Annotated in this window: 17 protein-coding genes and 3 pseudogenes; 8 read left to right on the plus strand and 12 right to left on the minus strand. The window is 46.4% G+C overall.

Going from position 1 to position 21,891, the window contains the following annotated elements:
- Positions 1-114: 114 nt before the first annotated feature.
- On the minus strand, positions 115-897 hold the full coding sequence (gene fkpA, locus P4S59_RS14250) for an FKBP-type peptidyl-prolyl cis-trans isomerase (protein WP_337168563.1): 783 nt from the start codon (positions 895-897) through the stop codon (positions 115-117).
- A gap of 128 nt (positions 898-1,025) precedes the next feature.
- On the opposite strand from fkpA, the pseudogene P4S59_RS14255 reads away from it, so the two are divergent.
- Together P4S59_RS14255 and P4S59_RS14260 are read left to right on the plus strand one after the other, a co-directional pair.
- Positions 1,026-2,011 (plus strand): annotated as a pseudogene (locus P4S59_RS14255) (WD40 repeat domain-containing protein).
- Positions 2,008-2,235 (plus strand): SlyX family protein, encoded by a 228-nt coding sequence (locus tag P4S59_RS14260; protein ID WP_005381455.1) that lies wholly within the window; start codon positions 2,008-2,010, stop codon positions 2,233-2,235. The pseudogene P4S59_RS14255 and the gene P4S59_RS14260 overlap by 4 nt, the downstream one beginning before the upstream one ends.
- Before the next feature lie 92 nt (positions 2,236-2,327).
- Here P4S59_RS14260 and P4S59_RS14265 read toward each other — a convergent pair whose 3' ends face one another.
- From P4S59_RS14265 to kefG, 5 genes and pseudogenes are all read right to left on the minus strand, one after another.
- Positions 2,328-3,269, minus strand: coding sequence for an isoaspartyl peptidase/L-asparaginase family protein (locus P4S59_RS14265; RefSeq protein WP_301567530.1), 942 nt, complete (start codon positions 3,267-3,269; stop codon positions 2,328-2,330).
- Between the two features lie 130 nt (positions 3,270-3,399).
- Positions 3,400-3,936, minus strand: coding sequence for a peptidylprolyl isomerase (gene slyD, locus P4S59_RS14270; protein ID WP_005397664.1), 537 nt, complete (start codon positions 3,934-3,936; stop codon positions 3,400-3,402).
- A gap of 92 nt (positions 3,937-4,028) precedes the next feature.
- On the minus strand, positions 4,029-4,229 hold the full coding sequence (locus tag P4S59_RS14275) for a YheV family putative zinc ribbon protein (RefSeq protein ID WP_005381449.1): 201 nt from the start codon (positions 4,227-4,229) through the stop codon (positions 4,029-4,031).
- Between the two features lie 33 nt (positions 4,230-4,262).
- Positions 4,263-6,058 (minus strand): annotated as a pseudogene (gene kefB / locus P4S59_RS14280) (glutathione-regulated potassium-efflux system protein KefB).
- A pseudogene (gene kefG, locus P4S59_RS14285) lies at positions 6,042-6,634 on the minus strand (glutathione-regulated potassium-efflux system ancillary protein KefG). The pseudogenes kefB and kefG overlap by 17 nt, the downstream one beginning before the upstream one ends.
- A gap of 209 nt (positions 6,635-6,843) precedes the next feature.
- On the opposite strand from kefG, the gene P4S59_RS14290 reads away from it, so the two are divergent.
- The 6 genes from P4S59_RS14290 to crp all read left to right on the plus strand — a co-directional run bounded on the left by P4S59_RS14290 (position 6,844) and on the right by crp (position 12,456).
- Positions 6,844-8,763 (plus strand): ABC transporter ATP-binding protein, encoded by a 1,920-nt coding sequence (locus tag P4S59_RS14290; RefSeq protein WP_164667104.1) that lies wholly within the window; start codon positions 6,844-6,846, stop codon positions 8,761-8,763.
- A complete protein-coding gene (locus tag P4S59_RS14295; protein WP_005397673.1) occupies positions 8,760-9,248 on the plus strand; it encodes a TIGR02444 family protein in 489 nt (162 codons plus the stop codon). Before P4S59_RS14290 ends, P4S59_RS14295 begins: the two co-directional genes overlap by 4 nt.
- An 87-nt stretch (positions 9,249-9,335) precedes the next feature.
- Complete coding sequence (locus P4S59_RS14300) at positions 9,336-10,343, plus strand: hydrolase (protein WP_046874535.1); 1,008 nt, start codon at positions 9,336-9,338, stop codon at positions 10,341-10,343.
- Between the two features lie 33 nt (positions 10,344-10,376).
- Entirely contained in the window at positions 10,377-10,589 is a 213-nt protein-coding gene (locus P4S59_RS14305; RefSeq protein ID WP_005397677.1) for a YheU family protein, read from the plus strand.
- Between the two features lie 124 nt (positions 10,590-10,713).
- Complete coding sequence (locus P4S59_RS14310; RefSeq protein WP_005397679.1) at positions 10,714-11,583, plus strand: phosphoribulokinase; 870 nt, start codon at positions 10,714-10,716, stop codon at positions 11,581-11,583.
- A gap of 240 nt (positions 11,584-11,823) precedes the next feature.
- On the plus strand, positions 11,824-12,456 hold the full coding sequence (crp, locus tag P4S59_RS14315; protein ID WP_005381432.1) for a cAMP-activated global transcriptional regulator CRP: 633 nt from the start codon (positions 11,824-11,826) through the stop codon (positions 12,454-12,456).
- 145 nt (positions 12,457-12,601) lie between these two features.
- On the opposite strand, the gene P4S59_RS14320 is transcribed toward crp, so the two are convergent.
- From P4S59_RS14320 to P4S59_RS14345, 6 genes are all read right to left on the minus strand, one after another.
- The gene (locus tag P4S59_RS14320; protein WP_005397681.1) at positions 12,602-13,393 is read right to left on the minus strand and encodes a DUF1338 domain-containing protein; all 792 of its coding nucleotides are present in this window, start codon (positions 13,391-13,393) and stop codon (positions 12,602-12,604) included.
- 249 nt (positions 13,394-13,642) lie between these two features.
- Positions 13,643-15,100, minus strand: a complete 1,458-nt coding sequence (astD, locus tag P4S59_RS14325) for a succinylglutamate-semialdehyde dehydrogenase (RefSeq protein WP_005397684.1) — start codon at positions 15,098-15,100, stop codon at positions 13,643-13,645.
- A gap of 28 nt (positions 15,101-15,128) precedes the next feature.
- Entirely contained in the window at positions 15,129-16,148 is a 1,020-nt protein-coding gene (gene astA, locus P4S59_RS14330; protein ID WP_337168564.1) for an arginine N-succinyltransferase, read from the minus strand.
- 109 nt (positions 16,149-16,257) lie between these two features.
- Positions 16,258-17,469 carry an aspartate aminotransferase family protein gene (locus tag P4S59_RS14335; RefSeq protein ID WP_005397689.1) on the minus strand — a complete coding sequence of 404 codons (1,212 nt, stop codon included), beginning with the start codon at positions 17,467-17,469 and terminating at the stop codon, positions 16,258-16,260.
- A 361-nt stretch (positions 17,470-17,830) separates the two neighbouring features.
- Positions 17,831-18,418, minus strand: a complete 588-nt coding sequence (locus tag P4S59_RS14340; RefSeq protein WP_258658239.1) for an aminodeoxychorismate/anthranilate synthase component II — start codon at positions 18,416-18,418, stop codon at positions 17,831-17,833.
- Between the two features lie 176 nt (positions 18,419-18,594).
- Positions 18,595-21,549: an ExeM/NucH family extracellular endonuclease gene (locus tag P4S59_RS14345; RefSeq protein ID WP_337168565.1), complete on the minus strand. Its 2,955-nt coding sequence runs from the start codon at positions 21,547-21,549 to the stop codon at positions 18,595-18,597.
- Positions 21,550-21,891: the final 342 nt, after the last annotated feature.

Genomic DNA, 21,891 nt, shown 5'->3' on the forward strand with positions numbered 1-21,891 from the left:
GTGTAAGTTTATCAGAAAATTTGAAAATCAACCTAGCAAACTCACCAACTAGTGACCTAGAACAAAAAAGGCCCGTTAAACGGACCTTTTTCAATAACTTATCGCGGCTTATTGTTATTGCTCTGCGTTGTCGTTCTCGACTTTTAGCAGCTCAACTTCAAATACTAGCGTTGAGTTAGCAGGAATGCTTGGTGTGTCTTGATCACCGTATGCTAGCTCTGGCGGGATAACGAATTTGAATTTAGAACCCACAGGCATTAGCTGAACACCTTCTGTCCAACCTGGGATTACACGGTTAAGTGGGAATGTTGCAGGTTCACCACGATCGTAAGAGCTATCAAATTGCGTACCATCGATTAGCGTACCTTTGTAGTGTACTTGAACCGTATCAGTGTCTTTTGGCTTCTCACCTTCAGCAGGAGTAATAACTTGGTATAGAAGACCTGTATCTGTCTTCACTACGCCTTCTTGCTTCTCGAACTCAGCACGGAAATCATCGCCAGCTTTTTTTGCTTCAGCTGCTTTCTCAGCCGCTTGTGCTTGCATCTTTTCAGCAACACGCTTATCTAGAGATTCTAGTGCTGCACGTGTTTCTTCTTCATTCAATTCAGCATTGCCTTTGAAGACGTCTTCGATACCTTTTAGTACCAAGTCTTTGTTAAGATTAATGCCGATTTCGCTTGGCTTGTCGATGCTTGTGCTTAGGTAGTTAGCAAATGAAACACCGATTGCGTATGCCGCTTTATCGTCGTCGGTTTTAAAGTGAACCGCTTTACCGGTTTCTTCTTGAACTTGTTCTGCTTGAGGTGCGGCTTCTGTTTTAGTTTCTTCTTTCTGACAACCTACCGCTAGCATAACTGTTGCAGCAAGTAGCGACACTTTTAAAACTGATTTCATTAAATTCTCCCAATAATGGCTTTGCCATTGGTTGTTGTGCACAAATCTTCTATGAGACTAGTGAAGACAATCGTTATACCAATATACTAGCTATATGTCTTAAGACACAAACCGGATTATTAGATGTGATGCAAAGAATTTCTCATTTATTCCTATATTTAATTGTCATCACCACGTTAAATGGTTGCTTTTTCGCCGAGCGTGAAGTGCACCGTTGGCCGATAGAGCCTCAGGGTGCGACGAGCTTCGCACTTAGCAGAGATGGACGATTTGCTCTGCTCTATTCTCAGCAACACCATTTGATGCTGTGGGACCTAGAGCAAAATGAACAACTAGCCAACCTGGGCGAGCTCGATGCCGATGCCAACGTGGTATCCCATATTCGTATCTCTGACAATGGTCGCTATGCAGTCACAGCAAGCCAAATGAACTTCGCAGTTTGGGACTTAGGTTGGACGCAATCCGAAGGCCTTTGGTCTATTTCTGATGCGCTCATTCGCGACGTTGATATCACCAGTAACGGTGAGCAAGTTCTGCTCGGGTTATCCAACGGTAAAGCAATTTACGTCAACTTAGTCACCGGACGTCGCTTGGAGTTCCTTGCGCATCGTGAAAAAGTCAATTCCGTCGCCATTTCTCCTAATGGCCGCTTCGCACTGACTGGTGGTAATGACTACAAAGCGTATTTGTGGGACACCGAAACCGGACAAGTGCTGCGGACCTTCGAACATGAACAACGGGTTGTTCGTGTTGCCCTGCAACGAGATGGCAAGTTAGCAATGACATCCGATGGCGGAAACCAAGCGGTAATTTGGGATTTAAAAACTGGACAAGAAGTCACACAGTTGAGCAGTTGGTCGCGCCAATTGATCTTTTCTACTGCGCGATTTTCTGACGACGGAACTCAGTTAGTGACAGGAACGCCTTCTGGCCGCGTTTCAATATGGGATACTCAAACCGGAAAACGGATTGGCGGATTTGAAGTGGAGCCCAAAAAGACACTCGCCCTCCCCGTGCGGTCGTGTATGATGCAGCCTTTGATTCAAAACAACGCGTAATTACTGCTACTTCAGCAGGTATTGCCCAAGCTTGGCAGTTAGAGAACGGATCATGACAGAAAAAATCATTCAGCAATTGGAAGCACGCATTAATGACTTAGAATGTCAGCTTGCGTTCCAAGAACAGACTATTGAAGATCTGAACGGTGCCTTATCGCAGCAGCAACTGCAAATTACCAAGATGCTCGATCAGATGAAATATGTGGTAGGTAAAGTAAAAAATATGGACTCGTCGAATTTAGCCGATCCGTCAGAAGAAACCCCACCACCGCATTATTAAAATGCAGGCTCAAACAGCATAAAGCCCAGAACATGTTCTGGGCTTTATCGTATTAATCGTATTAATTACTTAAGAAGGTTCTCAAGAGGAAGCTATTCGTCGGCGTAGATTTTAACGTTCAGCTCGCCTTGCGTATTAATGCCAGCTCGGTACATGCCAGAGCTGTTCATCGCAAAGTGCAGCTCACCTTGCGCGTCAATTGCGATTAAACCGCCTTCGCCGCCCATCTCTTTCAGTTCCCCCTGAATAATATGCTCACAAGCAGTATGAATATCTTCTTGTAAGTAACGCATCCGCGCGGCGACGTCTTCTGCGACACGTTTACGGATAAAAAACTCACCGACACCCGTAGTCGAAACCGCGACGACGCCATTTTCGGCCACCGTGCCGCAGCCTATCAAAGCCGAATCCCCAACTCGGTTGTATTTCTTATTCGTTACGCCACCCGTGCTGGTTGCAGCGGCTAAGTTACCTTGTTGGTCCAACGCTACTGCTCCGACGGTGCCATGTTTACGATCATCTGGGTAACGAGATTCCGACAAAGCAAACAGCCCTTTCTCACGCATAGACAGCAACTGCTCATAACGGCGATCAGTAAAGAAGTAATCTTGCTCGGTATACTCATGGCCTTGTTCAAAAGCAAACTTCTCTGCGCCCTCACCCACCAACAACACGTGATTGCTGTTTCGCATCACGTCACGAGCGAGCTCAATTGGATTCTTGATATGACGAACACCAGCGACCGCGCCTGCGGCTTGGTTTCGACCATCCATGACAGAGGCGTCCATTTCTACCATTTCGTTGTTGGTCAGCACCGAGCCTTTACCAGCATTAAAGTTAGGCGAGTCTTCCAACACTTTTACTGCAGAAACAACTGCATCCAAAGCGTCGCCGCCTTCCTCAAGAATTTGATGGCCGGCTTTTACCGACGCTTTCAAATCAGCCAAGATGGATTGCTGAAGTTCATTGCTCATCTGTTCACGTAAAATGGTGCCTGCGCCACCATGAATCGCAATCGAGAAAGGTTTTGTCATCGCTTTTTCCATGAGTTGTTCTTTTCTTCTATGCACTACACCTTAGATAAACAAAAAGCGCAAGTTGAAACCTCAACTTGCGCTTTTCAAAGCTTTACTAGATAAGATTATCTAGTGAAGGAGCTTGTGATTAGTGAGAACCACAGCTGCCGCCGCCACAGCAGCCTTCATCATCGTGATCATGGTCATGACCACAACCACCAGCTTGATGGATATGACCGTGTTCGATCTCTTCTGCTGTTGCTTCACGTGTAGACATAACTTCTACTTCGAAAGTTAGTGTTTGACCAGCTAGCATATGGTTACCGTCAACAACCACTTCGTTGCCATCAACTTCTGTTACTTCTACAGGGATTGGACCTTGGTCAGTGTCAGCCAGGAAGCGCATGCCCACTTCGATTTGGTCAACGCCTTGGAATACGTCCGCAGGAACGCGTTGTACTAGCGCATCGTTGTGCTCGCCGTAAGCTTCTTCAGGAGCTACCGTTACTGAGAACTTGTCGCCAGCCACTTTACCTTCAAGCTCTTTTTCAAGACCAGTGATTAGGTTGTTGTGACCGTGAAGGTAATCTAGAGGCGCTTCTGCTGTTGATTGATCAACAACGACACCGTCTTCCATCATTACTTTGTATGCAAGGCTTGCAACAACGTTCTTTTCAATTTTCATACTAACTCCAGGGAGATTAATTGACTTAACCTGAATGGGGTTAAGTACTGAGATATCTGGGTGTATTATGGGGATCAATTATCGAAGTTCAATTATTCCGGCTTAAAAATTCCGATCATTTCCTGATCTGAGTGTTTATTTTTCTCTACAGATTGCGGTTTACGCTGCTCAGTAAACTCACACTCGACACACTCAACTAACTCGATATTATTTTCAATCCACCAGCGCAGGGTATCTTGCTGGCTGCAATTTGGGCAGCTAGCGCCGGCAATAAAACGTTTCTTGATTTTCACGCTATTTCCTTAGCTTGAGTCTTAGCTCAAGTACTACTTCCAATGATTAGGTGACTGATGGTCGCTCTCCATCTCACGACCAAAAATTTCTTCTAGCTCTTTGCGTGCCTCTTTCGCTCTCTGAGCCAATTTCTTATCTTCATTGTGCTGAGGCAATAAGTCCTTAAGCATAGCATTATCTAACTTACGAAAATGTGCTTCTGCCCGCTTTGCTTGATAAGGGTGCATACCAAGTTCTACGAGCGCTTGGCGACCGAGATCCAATGCCCCTAAAAATGTTTCACGAGAGTAATTCTCGACACCGTGGCTCATTAACTGATACGCCTCGACACGGCTTCTTGCTCGGGCTAGCAACTTAAGTTTCGGGAAGTGCACGCGGCAGATATCAACGATGGCCATCACCTCATCAGGTGAATCGGTACAAATGACCAATGCTTCTGCTTTATCTGCGCCAGCAGCCCGCAAAAGATCAATTTGGGTAGCATCGCCATAAAACACTTTGTAACCATACTTGCGCAGTAGGTGGATTTGGCTGGCATCACTTTCTAATACCGTCACTTTGATTTTATTGGCATACATTAAACGTCCGACGATCTGACCGAAACGTCCAAAGCCTGCAATGATCACACGTGGCCGGCGATCCACTACTTTCGTGGTCATGCCCTCTTCTTCTTGATTCAGGGTATGAGCAAACCATTTTTTTGTCCCATCAGCAAAAGTGGTGTCGTCACCATGGATAAACTGACCACCACCAATAAAAACGCTACTTGCTCTTTGGATAAAATGCCCTCTTGGCTCGCTGCGGTAAATATGACAAAGGCAAACTCACCACCTTGGCTTAAAATCGCGGCCATACGGCTTCTCGCTTTGGCTCCGACACGGGCAGCTCTCGCCAATGCATACAAAACCAAGCCCTTAACCACCACCAAAGCCACCACCGCGCCCAGAATCTCTAAAGGGTGTAATGCCAATAACCCCAAATTTACCGCCATGCCAACCGCGATGAAGAACAACCCCAGTAACAAACCTTTAAATGGTTCGATAGCGATTTCCAATTCATGCCGATATTCACTCTCAGCCAGCAAAACGCCGGCTAAGAAAGTCCCTAGAGCCATAGAAAGCCCGAGCTTTTGCATCACGACAGAAATCCCAAGCACGACCAACAATGCGGCGACGGTAAAGAGCTCACGAACGCCGCTCATCACAACAAAGCGAAATAGTGGACGCAATAAGAAATGGCCACCAATCAACAGTGCCACCACACTGCCTAATACCGTGAAGACATCCAACCAACTACCGCCACTCTGCCCGCCAGCAAGCAAGGGCAACATTGCCAACATTGGGATCACGGCAATATCTTGAAAGAGCAATACCGCAAAACCAGATTGACCCGTTTCGGTGCCATTGAGCCCTTGCTCTTCAATCACTTTTAGAGCAATTGCCGTCGAGGACAGTGCCAATCCCATCCCAATCACCAAACTCACTTGCATGCTTACGCCGAACATACTGACGACACTGCCCAGCACGGCGGTCGTAACCACCACCTGCGCGCCGCCTAAGCCTAGAATCGGTCCTCGCATTTGCCACAGTTTTTTAGGATTTAGTTCAAGGCCGATCAAGAACAGTAACAACACGACCCCAAGTTCAGCAAAGTGCAAAATAGCATCAACATCACTGATTAAGCCAAGACCCCAAGGGCCAATCAACACACCGGCAAGTAAATAACCTAAAACCGAGCCAAGTCCGAGACGCTGAGCAATCGGCACCGCGATAACCGCAGCCGAGAGAAAGACCACGCTACTTTGAAGAAACTCACTGGTTATCGCCATACTGACCTCCTTGGTCTGTTGCTTCCCAGTTTTCAAGTGGGTTGTTCAACCACCGACGATACAGTTCGGCGTGCTCATACCGCTCAATATCCGAGACATTACGCGACCAATACAACACCAAAGGTTCAATCCAGTGCATTTGACACAAGGCGGCCGTCAGTTCAAACGGTTGTAAGATTTGCTCTAATGGATATTTGTTGTACCCCTTCGCGCTAAAGGCCTCTTCTTTCCCCCCGTTGTAATCACACTGCGCCAGTATTTTCCCTCTAGTGCCGAACCTCCGCCAAAAGCAAAACCTTTGCCCAGCACTCGGTCCAACCACTCTTTTAACAGGGCTGGGCATGAATACATATAAAGCGGGTGATGAAACACGATCACATCATGCATGAGCAACAACTCATGTTCGTAATTCACATCAATAAAGAAGTCAGGGTAAACACCGTAAAGATCGTGCACAGTGACGTGATCAAGCGACTGAGCTTTTTTAATCATCACTTGATTAGCAATCGAGTTATGTGGCTCTGGATGAGCATAAATGACCAGAACTCTTGGGAGAATAGACGGTGCAACAGCCAAATGGTCGTCCTTGTGGTTATTTTTATCCGTTATCAAATTGTTATACTTTTTTGTACAGCATAATGCAATTAAAGCGAATCAATCGACTTTTCCGGCCAATACCCCTACTATTCACCGCTAGATATATACCCAAGTGGCTTTAAAAACGATTGAAACCACTTCGCTATGTAACCAAGCAACGCGCACTGCGCAAAGTGAATGAAAACTTTATGATTACCTTCTCTGATATTCAGTTACTGCGTGGCGGTAAACCTCTTTTAGATCAAGCTTCAGCGACTATCCATCCTGGCGATAAAGTCGGCCTTGTGGGCAAAAACGGCTGCGGTAAATCAACGCTATTTGCATTGCTGAAAGATGAACTGTCGATTGATGCAGGCTCATTTAGCCAACCTCAACATTGGGAGTTGGCCTGGGTCGCACAGGAAACGCCTGCGCTAGAGCGCACTGCACTGGAATACGTCATTGATGGTGATCGCGAGTACCGAGCGCTCGAAAAGCAGTTGGCTGAAGCGGAAGCACAAGACAACGGCACCTTGGTTGCCGAGATCCACGGTAAAATTGAAACCATCGGCGGTTATAGCATTCGCGCTCGCGCGGCAGAATTGCTCGACGGTTTAGGTTTCAGCCAAGAGCAAATGAGTTGGAGTTTGACTCAATTCTCAGGTGGTTGGCGTATGCGCCTTAACTTAGCCCAGGCGCTATTGTGCCGTTCTGACTTATTGCTACTCGATGAGCCAACCAACCACTTGGACTTAGACGCAGTGATGTGGCTTGAACGTTGGCTACAAAACTACCCAGGTACACTGATCCTGATCTCGCACGACCGTGATTTCCTTGACCCAATTGTTGGCCGTATTATTCACATCGAAAACCAACAATTGAACGAATACACGGGTAACTATTCGTCGTTCGAAAACCAACGAGCGCAAAAAATGATGCTGCAGCAAGCGATGTTCGAGAAGCAACAGAAACAGATGTCGCACATGCAAAGCTACATCGACCGTTTCCGTTATAAAGCCTCGAAAGCACGCCAGGCTCAAAGCCGTATTAAAGCTTTGGAGCGCATGGAAAAAGTGTTACCCGCTCAATTCGATAACCCATTTAGCTTCCAATTCCGTGAGCCCGCGGCGCTGCCAAACCCAATCATGATGATGGATGAAGTATCGGCAGGCTACGGTGACAACCTGATCTTAGAGAAGATCCGCTTGAACTTGGTTCCTGGCAGTCGCATTGGTCTACTCGGCCGTAATGGCGCGGGTAAATCGACCTTGATCAAATTGCTCTCTGGTGAGCTTAACGCGCAAGGTGGCGATCTGACTTACTCACAAGGTGTAAAAATAGGTTACTTTGCCCAGCATCAATTAGAAACGCTGCACCCAGAAGAAACGCCTCTGCAACACATGATGCAGATCGCGCCGGATCAAACCGAACAACAGCTACGTGATTACCTAGGCAGCTTTGGCTTCCAAGGCGACAAAGCACTGGAGAAAGTCGCACCGTTTTCGGGTGGTGAAAAAGCCCGTTTAGTGCTGGCCTTAATTGTGTGGCAAAAGCCAAACCTGTTGCTACTTGATGAACCAACCAACCACTTGGATTTGGACATGCGTCAGGCATTGACGATGGCACTGCAAACGTTCGAAGGTGCAATGGTGATTGTTTCGCACGACCGTTACCTATTGCGTGCTACAACCGATGACTTGTACTTGGTGCACGATCGTCAAGTTGCGCCGTTCGATGGTGACTTAAACGACTACTACAAGTGGTTAACCGAGCAACAAAGAGCGGAACGCAAAGAAGCACAAGCTGCACAGCCAGCCAAAGATAGCGCCAACAGCGCGGCAGCGAAAAAAGAGCAGAAACGTCGCGATGCAGAATTTCGTAAGCAGACGGCGCCAATTCGCAAAACGCTGACACAATTAGAAAATAAAATGGATAAGTTAGGTGCAGCACTGGCCGAAGCTGAAGAACAATTGGCAGATAACTCACTGTATGAAGCCGAAAATAAAGCTAAACTTAACCAAGTGCTGGCTCTTCAAGCTTCTAGTAAGGCAGAGCTCGAAGAAATTGAAATGGAATGGATGTCTGCTCAGGAAGAACTGGAGCAGATGGAGCTAGAGTTTAATCAATGAGTAATCAACACGCTGAATACACACTCACCCTAGAACACCTTTGGCAGTTCAGTCTGCAGTTTTATGGTGTGCGAGAAGTGAAAGAAGCGTGTTTATCATTGCAGAACAATTATCACGGCAACGTGAACCTACTCCTGCTGCTCAGATGGCTCGATGAGCAGCAACTCATTTTCCAAGAAAAAGACTGGCCTCTGGTACAAAGCTGTCTGGGCCGAAGCGAAACCTTACTGCACTCTTTTCGCGACTTACGTCGCCATCTTAAGTCTCAAGTCAATGACGCTTTATATCGTGAAACCTTGCAGTTTGAGCTGCAACTAGAAAAGCAACAACAAGCGGATTTGGTGAACTGCATTAACTCGCTCACGCTGGTCAAAAATGATGGCGCCCCACTCACGCTGAGATACTGTCGTCAACTTGGTGGTGAGCATTTGCAACAGGCCTTTGCTATTCCGGTGCCAAACATTCACCCACCAAAACGCCCATAAATCTGTAGAATACCTATAATCTTTATAAAGGATTATATTAATAAGTTCTTCAACTGACACCGAAGAACCGCATAAGAGCAGTTAGGTATGACACAATTTTTCGCAGCCGCCGGGATCAAAAACCCGCATCTTCAAACGCTTTTACCGCGTTTTATTCGCAAAAAAGCGTTGTTTACGCCGATTTGGCAAACCCTCGATACATCCGATGGCGACTTTCTCGATCTCGCATGGAGCGAGGACCCAACCCAAGAACCTGCGCAAAAAAAGCCGATTTTTGTTTTATTTCATGGACTAGAAGGCTGCTTCTATAGCCCTTACGCCAATGGCCTAATGAATGCATTTGCTCAATCCGGATGGCTGTCGGTGATGATGCATTTCCGCGGTTGTAGCGGTAAGCCAAACAAGAAAGCTCGCGCCTATCATTCTGGTGAAGTGACTGACGCCCGCCACTTCTTAGAGCACCTTGAGCAACGCTTTCCTGATAACCCCAAAGTTGCGGTTGGCATTTCTCTTGGCGGTAACATGTTGGCGAATTATTTAGCCCAATACAAAGACCACCCCATTTTGAATGCGGCGACCATTATCTCAGCACCTTTAGACTTAGCAGCGTGTGCGAACCGTATTGAACAAGGCTTTTCGAAAGTGTATCGCCGTTACCTACTCTCTTCGCTCAAACGCAACGCATTGCAAAAACATCACTTGTTGCATGGCGAGCTCGCTTTGTCCTACAACTCAATAAAACGTGTCACACGATTGTATGAATTCGATGATTTGATCACGGCACCACTGCACGGTTTTAAAGACGCACAAGATTATTACGATCAATGTTCTGGCTTAAGTAAATTACAACAGATCACGCTACCGACACTGATCATTCACGCCAAAGACGATCCATTCATGACCGACGATGTGATCCCGAAATTTGTTCTGCCAGATAATATTGATTACCGTCTCTTTGAGCACGGTGGGCATGTTGGTTTCCTTACAGGTTCAGCGCTCAAGCCGAAATTTTGGTTGGAAGAAGCGCTGCCAGCGTATTACGAAAGTATTGCCGCAGATTACCTTTCTGCTGTATCCAAGCAGCGAAAGCAGTAAACTAGCCGCTCATCATAAAAGTTCGAGGTATTTATGATCATTCCATGGCAAGACATTGCGCCAGAAACATTGGAAAACTTAATTCGTGAATTCGTCTTACGTGAAGGCACGGATTACGGAACCGTCGAGGTTTCTTTGCAAGACAAAGTGGATCAAGTAAAAACTCAATTAGAAAAAGGCGAAGCGGTTATCGTGTTCTCTGAACTGCACGAAACCGTCGATATTCAGGTAAAAACAAAATTTTAGACCCTTCACATTTTACCGTACCCCACTCAATGACAAGGCATTGTTACGTGCTATAGTGGGTTATCGACCGTGCAGTAGCAGCCTACTGCACATTACAGGTAAGTAATTTTCGACAAGGTTTGTCATGTCAGCTAAACACCCAATTATTGCGGTTACTGGTTCATCCGGTGCCGGCACGACCACTACATCTGAAGCCTTCCGTAAGATGTTCAATATGATGAACGTTAAACCCGCATGGGTTGAAGGCGACAGCTTCCATCGCTTTACTCGCCCTGAAATGGATATAGAAATCCGTAAAGCGCGCGAGCAAGGTCGACACATTAGCTACTTTGGCCCTCAAGCTAATGACTTTCCAGGATTGGAAGAGTTTTTCCGTAAATATGGTCACGATGGCGCAGGCAGCGTACGTCGCTACCTACACACCTTTGACGAGGCCGTACCTTATAATCAAATGCCTGGTACCTTCACACCGTGGCAAGACTTACCGGAGAACAGTGACGTTCTCTTCTATGAAGGCTTGCACGGCGGTGTTGTGGATGGCGATGTTAATGTCGCGCAGCATGTGGATTTCTTGATTGGTATGGTACCAATCGTAAACTTAGAGTGGATCCAAAAGTTTGTGCGTGATACTCGTGACCGCGGTCATTCACGAGAAGCAGTAATGGACTCTATCGTGCGCTCGATGGACGATTATCTTAACTACATCACGCCACAATTTTCTCGCACTCATATTAACTTTCAGCGCGTCCCAACGGTCGATACCTCCAACCCACTTAACGCGAAAGGTATCCCAAGCCTGGATGAGAGCTTTGTCGTGATTCGCTTGCGTGGGATAAAGAAAGTCGACTTCCCATATCTCCTGGCTATGATTGATGGCTCATTCATGTCACGCCACAACACGATTGTCGTGCCAGGCGGTAAGATGAGCTTTGCAATGGAGCTCATAGTTCGGCCTATCCTACAACAGCTCATCGAAACAGGGAAAATTGGCTAAAAACCTGCCTGCGAAGATGTTTACTTTTCATACCGTGATCATGTGCACAGTTTTGCTTACAAAATCTCAATCATGGCACGATTAAAATCAAGAAATCGTTTTCGAAAAAGGATACTATTTCTTACCGAAACACAAGAGAGCTTGCAGCATATAAAAAGTGCTCTTATTCTAGTAGGCCTAATTCAGGCTTAGCTAAAATATGGATAGCGCAAGCGTACCCTGCAGAGGAAGTGAGATATTATGGTTCTAGGTAAACCTCAAACCGACCCAACATTAGAGTGGTTTCTTTCACACTGTCATATTCATAAGTACCCTTCAAAGAGCACGCTAATTCACGCGGGCGAAAAGGCAGAAACTTTGTACTACATCGTTAAAGGTTCTGTTGCGGTTCTTATTAAAGACGAAGAAGGTAAGGAGATGATCCTTTCTTACCTAAACCAAGGAGACTTTATTGGTGAACTTGGTCTATTCGAGGAAGACCAAGAGCGCACAGCTTGGGTTCGTGCTAAATCTCCTTGTGAAGTTGCTGAAATTTCTTTCAAGAAATTCCGTCAGCTTATCCAAGTAAACCCAGACATCCTAATGCGCCTTTCTGCGCAGATGGCTCGTCGTCTTCAAGTAACTAGCCAAAAAGTGGGTGACCTGGCGTTCCTAGACGTAACTGGTCGTATCGCTCAGACGCTTCTGAACCTTGCAAAACAACCAGACGCAATGACTCACCCAGACGGCATGCAAATCAAGATCACTCGTCAAGAAATCGGTCAAATCGTTGGCTGTTCTCGTGAGACAGTAGGTCGTATCTTGAAAATGTTAGAAGAGCAGAACTTAATCTCTGCGCACGGTAAAACTATCGTGGTTTACGGTACTCGTTAATCTCAAACCAGAGTGACGCGAACAAAATTATAAAAGCCACCAATGGCGACATTGGTGGCTTTTTATTTGTCTTGTAACCACATTAAGCTCAGAGCAACAAAAGACTAATGAGCAAGTTGGTTAGCCGAAAGGTTAACCCTAAAAGTTAGCCATTCGTACTTTCAAAGATTTTGTCCGCTGAAGCCGCCACAAAACCTGGGTACAGCTCACCGTTTTCCATCGGGTAGCGCTTAGCAAACTCATAAAAGCCACCAGGGATAATTTCAGTGCCTTCGCTAAAGCGAACCGCCACTTTATCCGCCATGGTCGATGATTGTTCTAGCAGCACCTCAGGAGTGCCCTTCACTTCCCCGCCGTTTTCATTAATGGTAAATCCGGCCGTACGTAAGTGATCGTTTACTTGCTTCACTTCTTCGTATTCATTGAGCTGGTTAACGCTCACCGTGAAGTGGTTTGCGCCGTAACCATGCGCAGCCAACCAAGATGCATACTCACTTTCTTTAGCCAACGTTTGGTAGTCAGCAAAGCTTAAATCCCACAAGCGTCCACCATGTAAGAATGCGCTATCGTTCAGCTTGCCTGCATCGACTTGTGCCACCAGCTTTTTCACAATCTCTTGCAGCTCAGGTGAACACTCCTCAACTTTTAGCTCACTAATAAAGACTTTCGGTTGCTTCGGATCAGGGTGCTCATAGTGTTTAGCAACCAGCTTTTTACTTTCGAAAACGTAGTCACCACATGCCTGATAGCCAATGGCTACAAATGGTTTAGCTAAGGTTTCGATACCAAGAGGCGCAATATTGAAGGTACGTAAAGCTATATGATCATTAATCAGAGGCTCATCTTCTTGAAGCAGCTGATGTACTTTCGCAGCAGAAGGGCAAAGACGTTGAATGTAATCTTGCCATAGCGATTCAAATAACACATCGGGCGTCATAACGACTCCTTGTTACGAGATGTAGAGTTAAAAGGTAAGCGGAAGTTGACTGCTCGTTCACAACGAAAAGTTGTCCAGAATAATGAACGAGCAGCCATCAACCTGTGACGGTAAATGCCAGTCAGTCAACACGCTTTTCCGAGTCTTTGCTCACTTTCCGTGTTCTGCCAACGATCACTACAACCCATACCTAAATGATTCGCCGGCAAGGTGAGCCGCAATACATGGTTGCGACTCTGTTATTAAAACTTATAGCGCCACACCTGGGCTTAATGTTGCAGGCAAGATAGTCTCTTGACCTTCCATTGATGCCATCGGGTACGCACAGTAGTCTGCTGCGTAATAAGCGCTTGGACGTAGGTTACCTGACGCACCAGGACCACCAAATGGCGCATCACCACTTGCACCAGTGAGCTGGCGGTTACGGTTCACGATCCCTGCACGAATATGGTCAACGAAGTATTCCCATTCTTGGTCGTCAGTTGAAACTAAACCAGCAGAGAGACCAAAGCGCGTGTCGTTCGCCAGTTCTACGGCTTTTTCTAGCCCTTCGTAACGCACCACTTGCAGAAGTGGACCGAAGTACTCTTCATCTGGTAGCTCAGCAATGTTCGTTACATCAATAATGCCCGGAGAAACAAACGCCGCCTCTCCTGCTTTAGCTTCAATCAAGCTTTCACCACCAAGTGATTGAAGGTTCGCTTGTGCATCGAGAATGAACTTGGCTGCGGCAACGGAGATTTGCGGCCCCATAAATGGCGCAGGCTCTGCAAATGGTTGGTCTACGCGAATATTCTTCGTCGCTTCAACCAGTTTCGTGATGAGCGCATCACCTTTCTCACCCAATGGCACGTACAAACGACGAGCACACGTACAACGTTGACCAGCACTGATAAACGCTGACTGGATGATGGTGTACACCGTGGCATCCAAATCACCGTATTTATCAGAGATCACCATCGGGTTATTACCACCCATTTCTAGTGCTAACATCTTGCCTGGTTGACCCGCAAATTGACGGTGCAATACATGCCCCGTGTTCGCGCTGCCCGTGAACAGTACGCCATCAATGCCTTTCGCATCAGCAAGCGCAATACCGGTTTCTTTCGCACCTTGGACAAGGTTGATCACGCCTTTCGGCAGACCTGCTTCTTCCCAAAGTTTCATAGCTAGCTCGCCAGTCCAAGGCGTTTGCTCGGATGGCTTGAACACAACGGTGTTACCCGCTAGTAACGCAGGCACAATGTGACCATTTGGTAGGTGACCAGGGAAGTTATATGGCCCAAATACCGCCATCACGCCCAGTGGGCGATGACGCAACACAATTTGGTTGCCCGCCGCTTCACGGCTCGCTTCACCGGTGCGGTCATGGTAAGCACGAATAGAGATTGCAATTTTACCTGCCATTGCTGCTGCTTCAGTGCGCGTTTCCCAAATTGGCTTACCAGTTTCTTTGGCAATGACTTCGGCGATTTTTTCGCTGTTCTCTTTTACTTTCTCAGCAAAAGCCAACACGATCGCCTCACGCTCTGCAAATGGGCGTTTTTTCCAGTCAATAAACGCTTCACGCGCTGCAGATACCGCTTGATTCACCTGCTCTGCCGTTGCACCGTTGCCTTGCCAGATCACTTCTTGGTTGTAAGGCGACAGAGACGTAAATGCTTCACCCTGACCTTGTACCCATTCACCTGCAATCCAATGTGTCATTGTTTCTATCCTTAAATTCTGTCGTCTGTTACTGCGGAAGAAGGCGAACAAAGTCCCCTTCCTCAACCAAAAGTGCATCCGCAACGCCTGGTGCGATCATGACGCTTTGTGTTTCAGCGTCATACGCCGCTTTGGTGACTGCTGCGCGGAAGTTTTCGAACGATGAGTTGCACATCAAGAAGTCTTGCGTACTGCTATGTTGTGCAATTTTCACTTGCGCACGGAACGAGTGACGTACCGATTCAATATTGCGTAAGTCACATTCAACGGTTGGACCCGCATCGAAAATATCCACGTAGCCACGGTTAGTGAAGCCTTCACGCTCAAGCAGCTTTAATGCTGGGCGAGTATTGTCATGCACTTGACCAATCACGGCTTGCGCTTCTGGACTCAACAGGTTGATGTAAATAGGCAGCTTCGGCATTAAGTCAGCAATAAAGCCTTTCTTGCCGATACCTGTGAGGTAATCCGCAAGCGTGAAATCGATGGAGAAGAAATGCTCTTGTAACCATTGCCAGAACGGCGAGTTGCCTTCGTCGTCTGAAACACCACGCATCTCCGCAAAGATCGTTTCAGAGAAACGCTCTGGGTGCTCAGCCATCATGAGGAAACGACACTTCGACATTAGACGACCATTCAGACCTTGGCGGAATTTCTCACGCAAGAACAAGGTACAAATTTCGCTGTTACCCGTGTAGTTATTACCAAAAGTAAGCAGTTTGACGACATTATTGACGCCAAGCTTTGGTGACGAGTGCACCACTTTACTAATGTGATACGAGTAAAATGGGACATCCCAGCCGATAGATGCTTCGATTCCGGTGGTACCCGCAACCTCACCCGTTTCAGAGTCAAAGCCGACCATCAGGTAGCCTTCATCACCTGGTTCTGCCACATCTGGCTTACCAAAGCTGTACTCTGAGTGTTTGATTCGATTGGTTAACAGTTCTTCGTTAACCGGTAGAGATGTAAATCCGTGACCAGACTCCACCGCACAAGTGTGCAGCGCGTCATAATCCGACATCGCGATAGGGCGAACTACTAGCATCAATACTCCCTCCAGATGCAAGAAGATCCTAACTATATTGTAGGAACAATTCCCCCATCAGAGATCCTTGACGGGGGTGTCTGCGTTGACGTTGAAACTGATATCGCGCTTAAACTAAAGTCGCGATCGCTTTATCCAGTTTCGCCAAGCCTTCTTCAATTTCTTGTTGTGTGATAACGAGTGATGGTGTGAAACGTACGACATTGGCACCCGCAACCAATACCATTAGACCTTGTTTGCCTGCAGCGACGAGAACATCACGTGCGCGGCCTTGCCATTCTTCATTCAGTGCAGCGCCAAGCAATAGGCCTTGACCACGAACTTCTGAGAAGATGTTGTACTTCGCGTTGATCTTCTCTAGACCTTCGCGGAACATCGCTTCGCGTTCTAGCACACCAGCCAACACTTCAGGCTTAGTAACTTCGTTCACAACTGCTTCTGCTACAGCACACGCGAGTGGGTTACCGCCGTATGTTGAACCGTGCGTACCGACTTTCATGTGCTCTGCTAATTTTGCAGTAGTAAGCATTGCACCGATTGGGAAACCGCCACCAAGTGATTTCGCGGTGCTTAGAATATCAGGTGTAATACCTAAACCTTGGTAAGCGTAGAAGTTACCTGTACGACCATTACCGGTTTGCACTTCATCGAAGATCAGTAGCGCGTTGTGTTTGTCACACAGCTCACGTACTGCTTGAGCAAACTCAGGCGTTGGTGGCACGATACCGCCTTCACCTTGTAGCGGCTCCATCATCACCGCACATGTGCGATCAGACATGTGTGCCTGTAGTGCTTCGATATCATTGTAAGGTAAGTGGGTAACGTCACCAGGCTTAGGACCAAAACCGTCAGAGTAAGCCGCTTGACCACCAACCGTTACGGTAAAGAACGTACGACCGTGGAAACCTTGTTTGAATGCGATGATTTCTGATTTCTCAGCACCATGTACGTCAGCAGCGTAACGACGTGCCAGCTTAAGTGCCGCTTCGTTCGCTTCTGCGCCAGAGTTAGCAAAGAATACGCGCTCAGCAAAGCTCACTTCTGTTAGCTTTTTCGCCAGACGAAGTGCTGGTTCGTTCGTCATCACGTTACTTAAGTGCCAAAGCTTGTTAGCTTGCTCTGTTAATGCGTTTACCATTACTGGATGACAATGGCCAAGACAGCTCACTGCAATACCACCAGCAAAGTCGATATATTCATTACCTTCCTGATCCCAAACACGTGAACCTTCACCTTTAACAGGGATCATTTCCATCGGGTTATAGCAAGGTACCATTACCTCATCGAATAAACCGCGCTCTACTTTAATTTCCGTTGTCATTGCACATTCCTTCTTGATACCGCATGCGTAGCAGATAAGCGAATTTAACCGGCGCTCTTTGCCAGCAAATAATGTTTTGCATTTAAGCTATTGCGGCATTGTATTTACATTTAATTAACCATTTCAATAGTGATTTATTCTTTTCGTTCTCGAAAGCAACTTCCATTAATCACTGCTTATGACTATTTATGCATCAAGAAAGTAAAATAGAGAAGCGATTTTTTATAAATGTTATGTAATACAGGGGATAGAAGGTTTAAAAAGACATGAATAGACAAAGAGGCCAGAATGAACCGCATAGTTTTGCAATCCACTCACCTCGGCAAAAAGATGAATGATTTGTTAAGAAAAGTGATCGCGATCAGATCGCTTTACGTGCTAAAAAGTTCGCGAGCAACTCGTGACCTTGCTCTGTTTTGATCGATTCTGGGTGAAACTGCACTGCGTCAATTGGCAGAGTTTTATGTTGGTAACCCATGATTTCGTCCATACTTCCATCCGGCAGCTCAGTCCATGCGGTCAGTTCAAACACATCGGGTAACGTACCGTTTTTCACCACGAGAGAGTGATAACGGGTTACGGTGAGTGGGTTATTCAGGTTTTTAAACACACTGCGACCATTGTGACGAATAGGTGACGTTTTCCCATGCATCACTTGTCGGGCGCGCACGACTTCCCCACCAAACACTTGCGCTATCGCTTGATGACCAAGGCAAACACCCAATATTGGAAGCTTACCAGCGAAGTATTCTATAGCTTGTAGAGAGATACCTGCCTCGTTTGGCGTACACGGTCCAGGTGAGATCACCAAGTGAGTTGGGTTCAACGCTTCAATCCCTTGAATGTCGATTTCATCGTTACGCACGACTTTTACGTCTGCACCAAGCTCGCAAAAGTATTGGTAGAGGTTGTAAGTGAAAGAATCGTAGTTATCGATGATCAACAACATAGAGTGTCAGCTGCTCCAATCCGTTTAGGCAAGACTTAAGAGATGATTGTCTGGTTTGCGACAATTAAGGGCGGTATTTTGCAACACCAAACTAGAAAGGCAAGTCTTTGTGCAATAAAAAGGCCAGCATCGGCTGGCCTTTGGTCTTTACAGCTGTATTTTAGGAGACAGCTGGCTTAGTTACGGCGACGTAGTAAGCCAAGCCCAAGCATCGCGAGTAGCGCGCCAAAACCAAACGAACCACCATCTGAATCCTTCGAACCTTCTGCACCCGTTTCGGTTTGCGTCATTGAGACATCACGAACAGAGCTAAACTTAACGACGTTGCCTGTCGAGTCTGTCACTTTCTCTTCTAACTGGTAATTACCTTGTTCTGGCGCTTGTTCAAACTCAATATTCACGCTGCGTGCGTCAATGTCAGTTTGAGTCAAGGTTTGGCTAGCCGAGTAAACTTTTGCATCACTGCTTGTCGCGGCCGCTTGTGTGGATGCTGTTAAGTTTACTGTCACAATATCGCCCGCAACCGCAGTTGGTGGTAGACGTACATCAATAGCTAAGTTTTCACCCGCTTTCGGTAAATCGATATCATCATCTGGCAAATCAATAGCAATAATCACTGGATCATGATCAGACGCTGAGAACGCATCTTTGTACTTCGGCATGTCACCCGTGTATTTGCTGCTGTATTCAAACAAGTTACTTTCTAGGGAGTTGATGTGCCAATCTTCAATCGCCACCACTTTTTGCGCTAAACTGCTGCTTGCCAATGCATGGTCCAAGTTCCCCAACTCACCTGAATAGGTGTACGAGAACGTATCAGCGCCATGCAGCAAGGTGTTTAAATTGTGCAGACCGTAGCCTTTTTCAATCTTGGTTTTCTCTACTTGAAGCTCACCGCCACCAATAGTTGTGTAAGCGGCAGTGTAGATATCACGGCCGTATTTCTCTTGTGAGTAATCAGTGAGGGTCAGTAACGGATCTTCTTTGCCGTAAGCGTTCAAATCGCCCATGACGAGCACATCGCCATCAATATCTTTCAGCGCTTCACCAACGACTTTCGCAGCAGAAACACGGAAGTTGTTGCAGTTACCTTGCAGATCCGCGGGTTCTGAGTCTTCTACACCAGCAATCCACTCTTCAATACATTCAGAACCTTTCGATTTAAAGTGGTTCACGACCACTGAAAGATCGTCGCCAGTCTCTTTCACTGTAAAGGTCTGTAATAAGCTATGGCGTTGATATTTGTCGTAAGCAGGGTTACTTTCTGTGCCCTCTTTACGAGTAATTGTGTTTTCTGCAATGTGCTGCTCTGGCGTGATGATCACTTTTGCAGCGTCTTTTGGCGTTACTGCGTTAGCACGATATAAGATCGCCACCATGATCGCATCACTGCCAAAGTATTCCTCTTGGTATTTGTCTTGCTCTTCGATTTCGACATACGTGTAATGATCTTCCACGTCATCAATCTCAGCGTTTAAAGCATCAACCAAGTTTTGGATAGCGCTACCATCACCAAAGCCGTTGTTTTCTACTTCCATCAAGCCAATGATGTCCGCATCCATCTTATTCATCGCTGAAACGATTTTCGCTTGCTGGATCAAGAACTCATCAAGGTTTGTCGCGCCACGATTTTGCCCGGTTGGGTTGTCGTGCCCGCTGTCAGCAACTGAAGTGAAGTAGTTAAGAACGTTGAAGCTCGCTACTCGTAAATCAGAATCGGCTATGGCTGGCGCCGCTTTACGCGCAACGTCAAAGTCATCACCTGACGTGACAAAGTTGCTGCTATCAACTTCATTGGTCGCAATTAGGCGGTACTCGTTGTAGCTGTAAGCCACAACACCTTGCAGGCCTTCGACACGAGAGCCTAGGCGAATATGCTGCTCTGAAGAGCCATTTTGGTCAAGATCTTGTGCAAACGTTGGGAAATATGGGATTTGACCATTTGGCGCTTTGCTATCCGATTCCAAGTAAATACGGTTGGCGGCATTCTCTTTGGCAAGGGCAACCGCAGCGTCACTCTCTGCTGCATGCAATTGAGTCGGCTTAAACAACGGTGCTTCATGAGACAACATCATGTTGTTGCGTCGAGAGTCATAATCGTAAGAAAAGTTACGAGTAACGAAAAGTTCGCTAGCCGAGCTGAGCTCAACTTGCATACCTTCATGACGCTCTAGTGCATCACGTAGTGTTTCCCCTTCCTTAATCGTTAACGGAGTAACCAAAGAGGCGTTTGATGTGCCTGTTTTTACATAACTGCTTGCATCAGAAGAAAGCTGAGTGTTGCTGTAGTACTCTTGTACTTTCCCTTTCACACAAACAACATCACCAGCTTTCAGCTCTGTATCGGCAACATCGGTGTGAATAAACAAACCTTCAGATGTCTTGTCGTTGCCATCATTCTCAAGTGCTTGCAGGTAGAAGCCTTTAGTTAAGCCTGTTGTTACAGCACTGACCACACCAGTTACGAAGTGATCTTCGGTCGTGATGTAAGGGTAGCCATCAATAAATGGAGAAGAAGCACCTTCACCTTGAATCTCTTGGATGGTGGTAAAGGCTGGTTCTTGTCCATCTACTTCACAAGCAAATGGCGCAGGTGGCTCAGTTGTATTTAATTCTCCTAAACCATCAATATTATCTTTAGGTAAGGCTGTCCACTGAGTGGATTGGTAGGTATTTGAAGGTGTAAGCGCATCACTGTTACGAACTAACGTGGTGTCTTTAGCGAAATCCACGTCCCCCATCACACCTAATATATCGTGCACTTCCCCATCTTTAAGAAGTGCCAACGGATCGTCGCCGTTAAAGTTCGCTACATTTTTATCAGTGTAATCCGCAACCGCCTTTATTGCTTCGCTCGCATCGCCATGAGCAAGCACATACACTTGCTTCGCTTGTAACGTTACGTCACTAAGATCAAGAGTGCTGCCCCACGAGCCGCCACCATTCGAAGATTTTGCTAATTCATAGCCTGTGAGTGTCACCGGAGTATCACCTGTATTGGCGATCTCGACCGCTTTATTATAAGCGCCGCCTTCCACATACTGGGAAATAATAATCTCTGCGTTCGCGTTTGCGCTAAGTGCACTGGCGATGGTTAGTGCGAGTATTGAGGGTTTGATTAACGTGTCCATTGTCATACCTGATATTTATGTAAATGCAAACTTAGCTCTGATCAGAGCCTACCATTTGCGTCTACTATCAGGTTTATTTATGAAATAAATAAGAATGAGCAATTAAAGCCGTGAAATGAATCACATGTGAATGTAAGAAAATATGCCAGAACATCCCATTCAAACATTTTTTGTAATAAATACAGAACGCTATTGATAAACAAATCAAAATTTAGATTAATTACTCAGTTTATTTTTTCACTTCATGTTAAGGAGTAGAAAATACATCGCTCGTGAAGTGGCTTATTAACCAAGCTCACTTTGTTATAAATGAAAATATAATTAATCACTAATTTAGAAAGC

It is taken from the genome of Vibrio sp. M60_M70 (assembly GCF_037162085.1).
Taxonomy (GTDB): domain Bacteria; phylum Pseudomonadota; class Gammaproteobacteria; order Enterobacterales; family Vibrionaceae; genus Vibrio; species Vibrio diabolicus.

Bases quoted from the DNA above. Each gene is read 5' to 3' on its own strand.
- P4S59_RS14290 (WP_164667104.1), top strand. From the start codon at position 6,844: ATGATTACCTTCTCTGATATTCAGTTACTGCGTGGCGGTAAACCTCTT.
- P4S59_RS14265 (WP_301567530.1), bottom strand. From the start codon at position 3,269: ATGACAAAACCTTTCTCGATTGCGATTCATGGTGGCGCAGGCACCATT.
- fkpA (WP_337168563.1), bottom strand. From the start codon at position 897: ATGAAATCAGTTTTAAAAGTGTCGCTACTTGCTGCAACAGTTATGCTA.
- slyD (WP_005397664.1), bottom strand. From the start codon at position 3,936: ATGAAAATTGAAAAGAACGTTGTTGCAAGCCTTGCATACAAAGTAATG.
- P4S59_RS14260 (WP_005381455.1), top strand. From the start codon at position 2,008: ATGACAGAAAAAATCATTCAGCAATTGGAAGCACGCATTAATGACTTA.
- crp (WP_005381432.1), top strand. From the start codon at position 11,824: ATGGTTCTAGGTAAACCTCAAACCGACCCAACATTAGAGTGGTTTCTT.
- P4S59_RS14295 (WP_005397673.1), top strand. From the start codon at position 8,760: ATGAGTAATCAACACGCTGAATACACACTCACCCTAGAACACCTTTGG.
- P4S59_RS14305 (WP_005397677.1), top strand. From the start codon at position 10,377: ATGATCATTCCATGGCAAGACATTGCGCCAGAAACATTGGAAAACTTA.
- P4S59_RS14310 (WP_005397679.1), top strand. From the start codon at position 10,714: ATGTCAGCTAAACACCCAATTATTGCGGTTACTGGTTCATCCGGTGCC.
- P4S59_RS14340 (WP_258658239.1), bottom strand. From the start codon at position 18,418: ATGTTGTTGATCATCGATAACTACGATTCTTTCACTTACAACCTCTAC.
- P4S59_RS14300 (WP_046874535.1), top strand. From the start codon at position 9,336: ATGACACAATTTTTCGCAGCCGCCGGGATCAAAAACCCGCATCTTCAA.
- astA (WP_337168564.1), bottom strand. From the start codon at position 16,148: ATGCTAGTAGTTCGCCCTATCGCGATGTCGGATTATGACGCGCTGCAC.
- P4S59_RS14345 (WP_337168565.1), bottom strand. From the start codon at position 21,549: ATGGACACGTTAATCAAACCCTCAATACTCGCACTAACCATCGCCAGT.
- P4S59_RS14335 (WP_005397689.1), bottom strand. From the start codon at position 17,469: ATGACAACGGAAATTAAAGTAGAGCGCGGTTTATTCGATGAGGTAATG.
- astD (WP_005397684.1), bottom strand. From the start codon at position 15,100: ATGACACATTGGATTGCAGGTGAATGGGTACAAGGTCAGGGTGAAGCA.
- P4S59_RS14320 (WP_005397681.1), bottom strand. From the start codon at position 13,393: ATGACGCCCGATGTGTTATTTGAATCGCTATGGCAAGATTACATTCAA.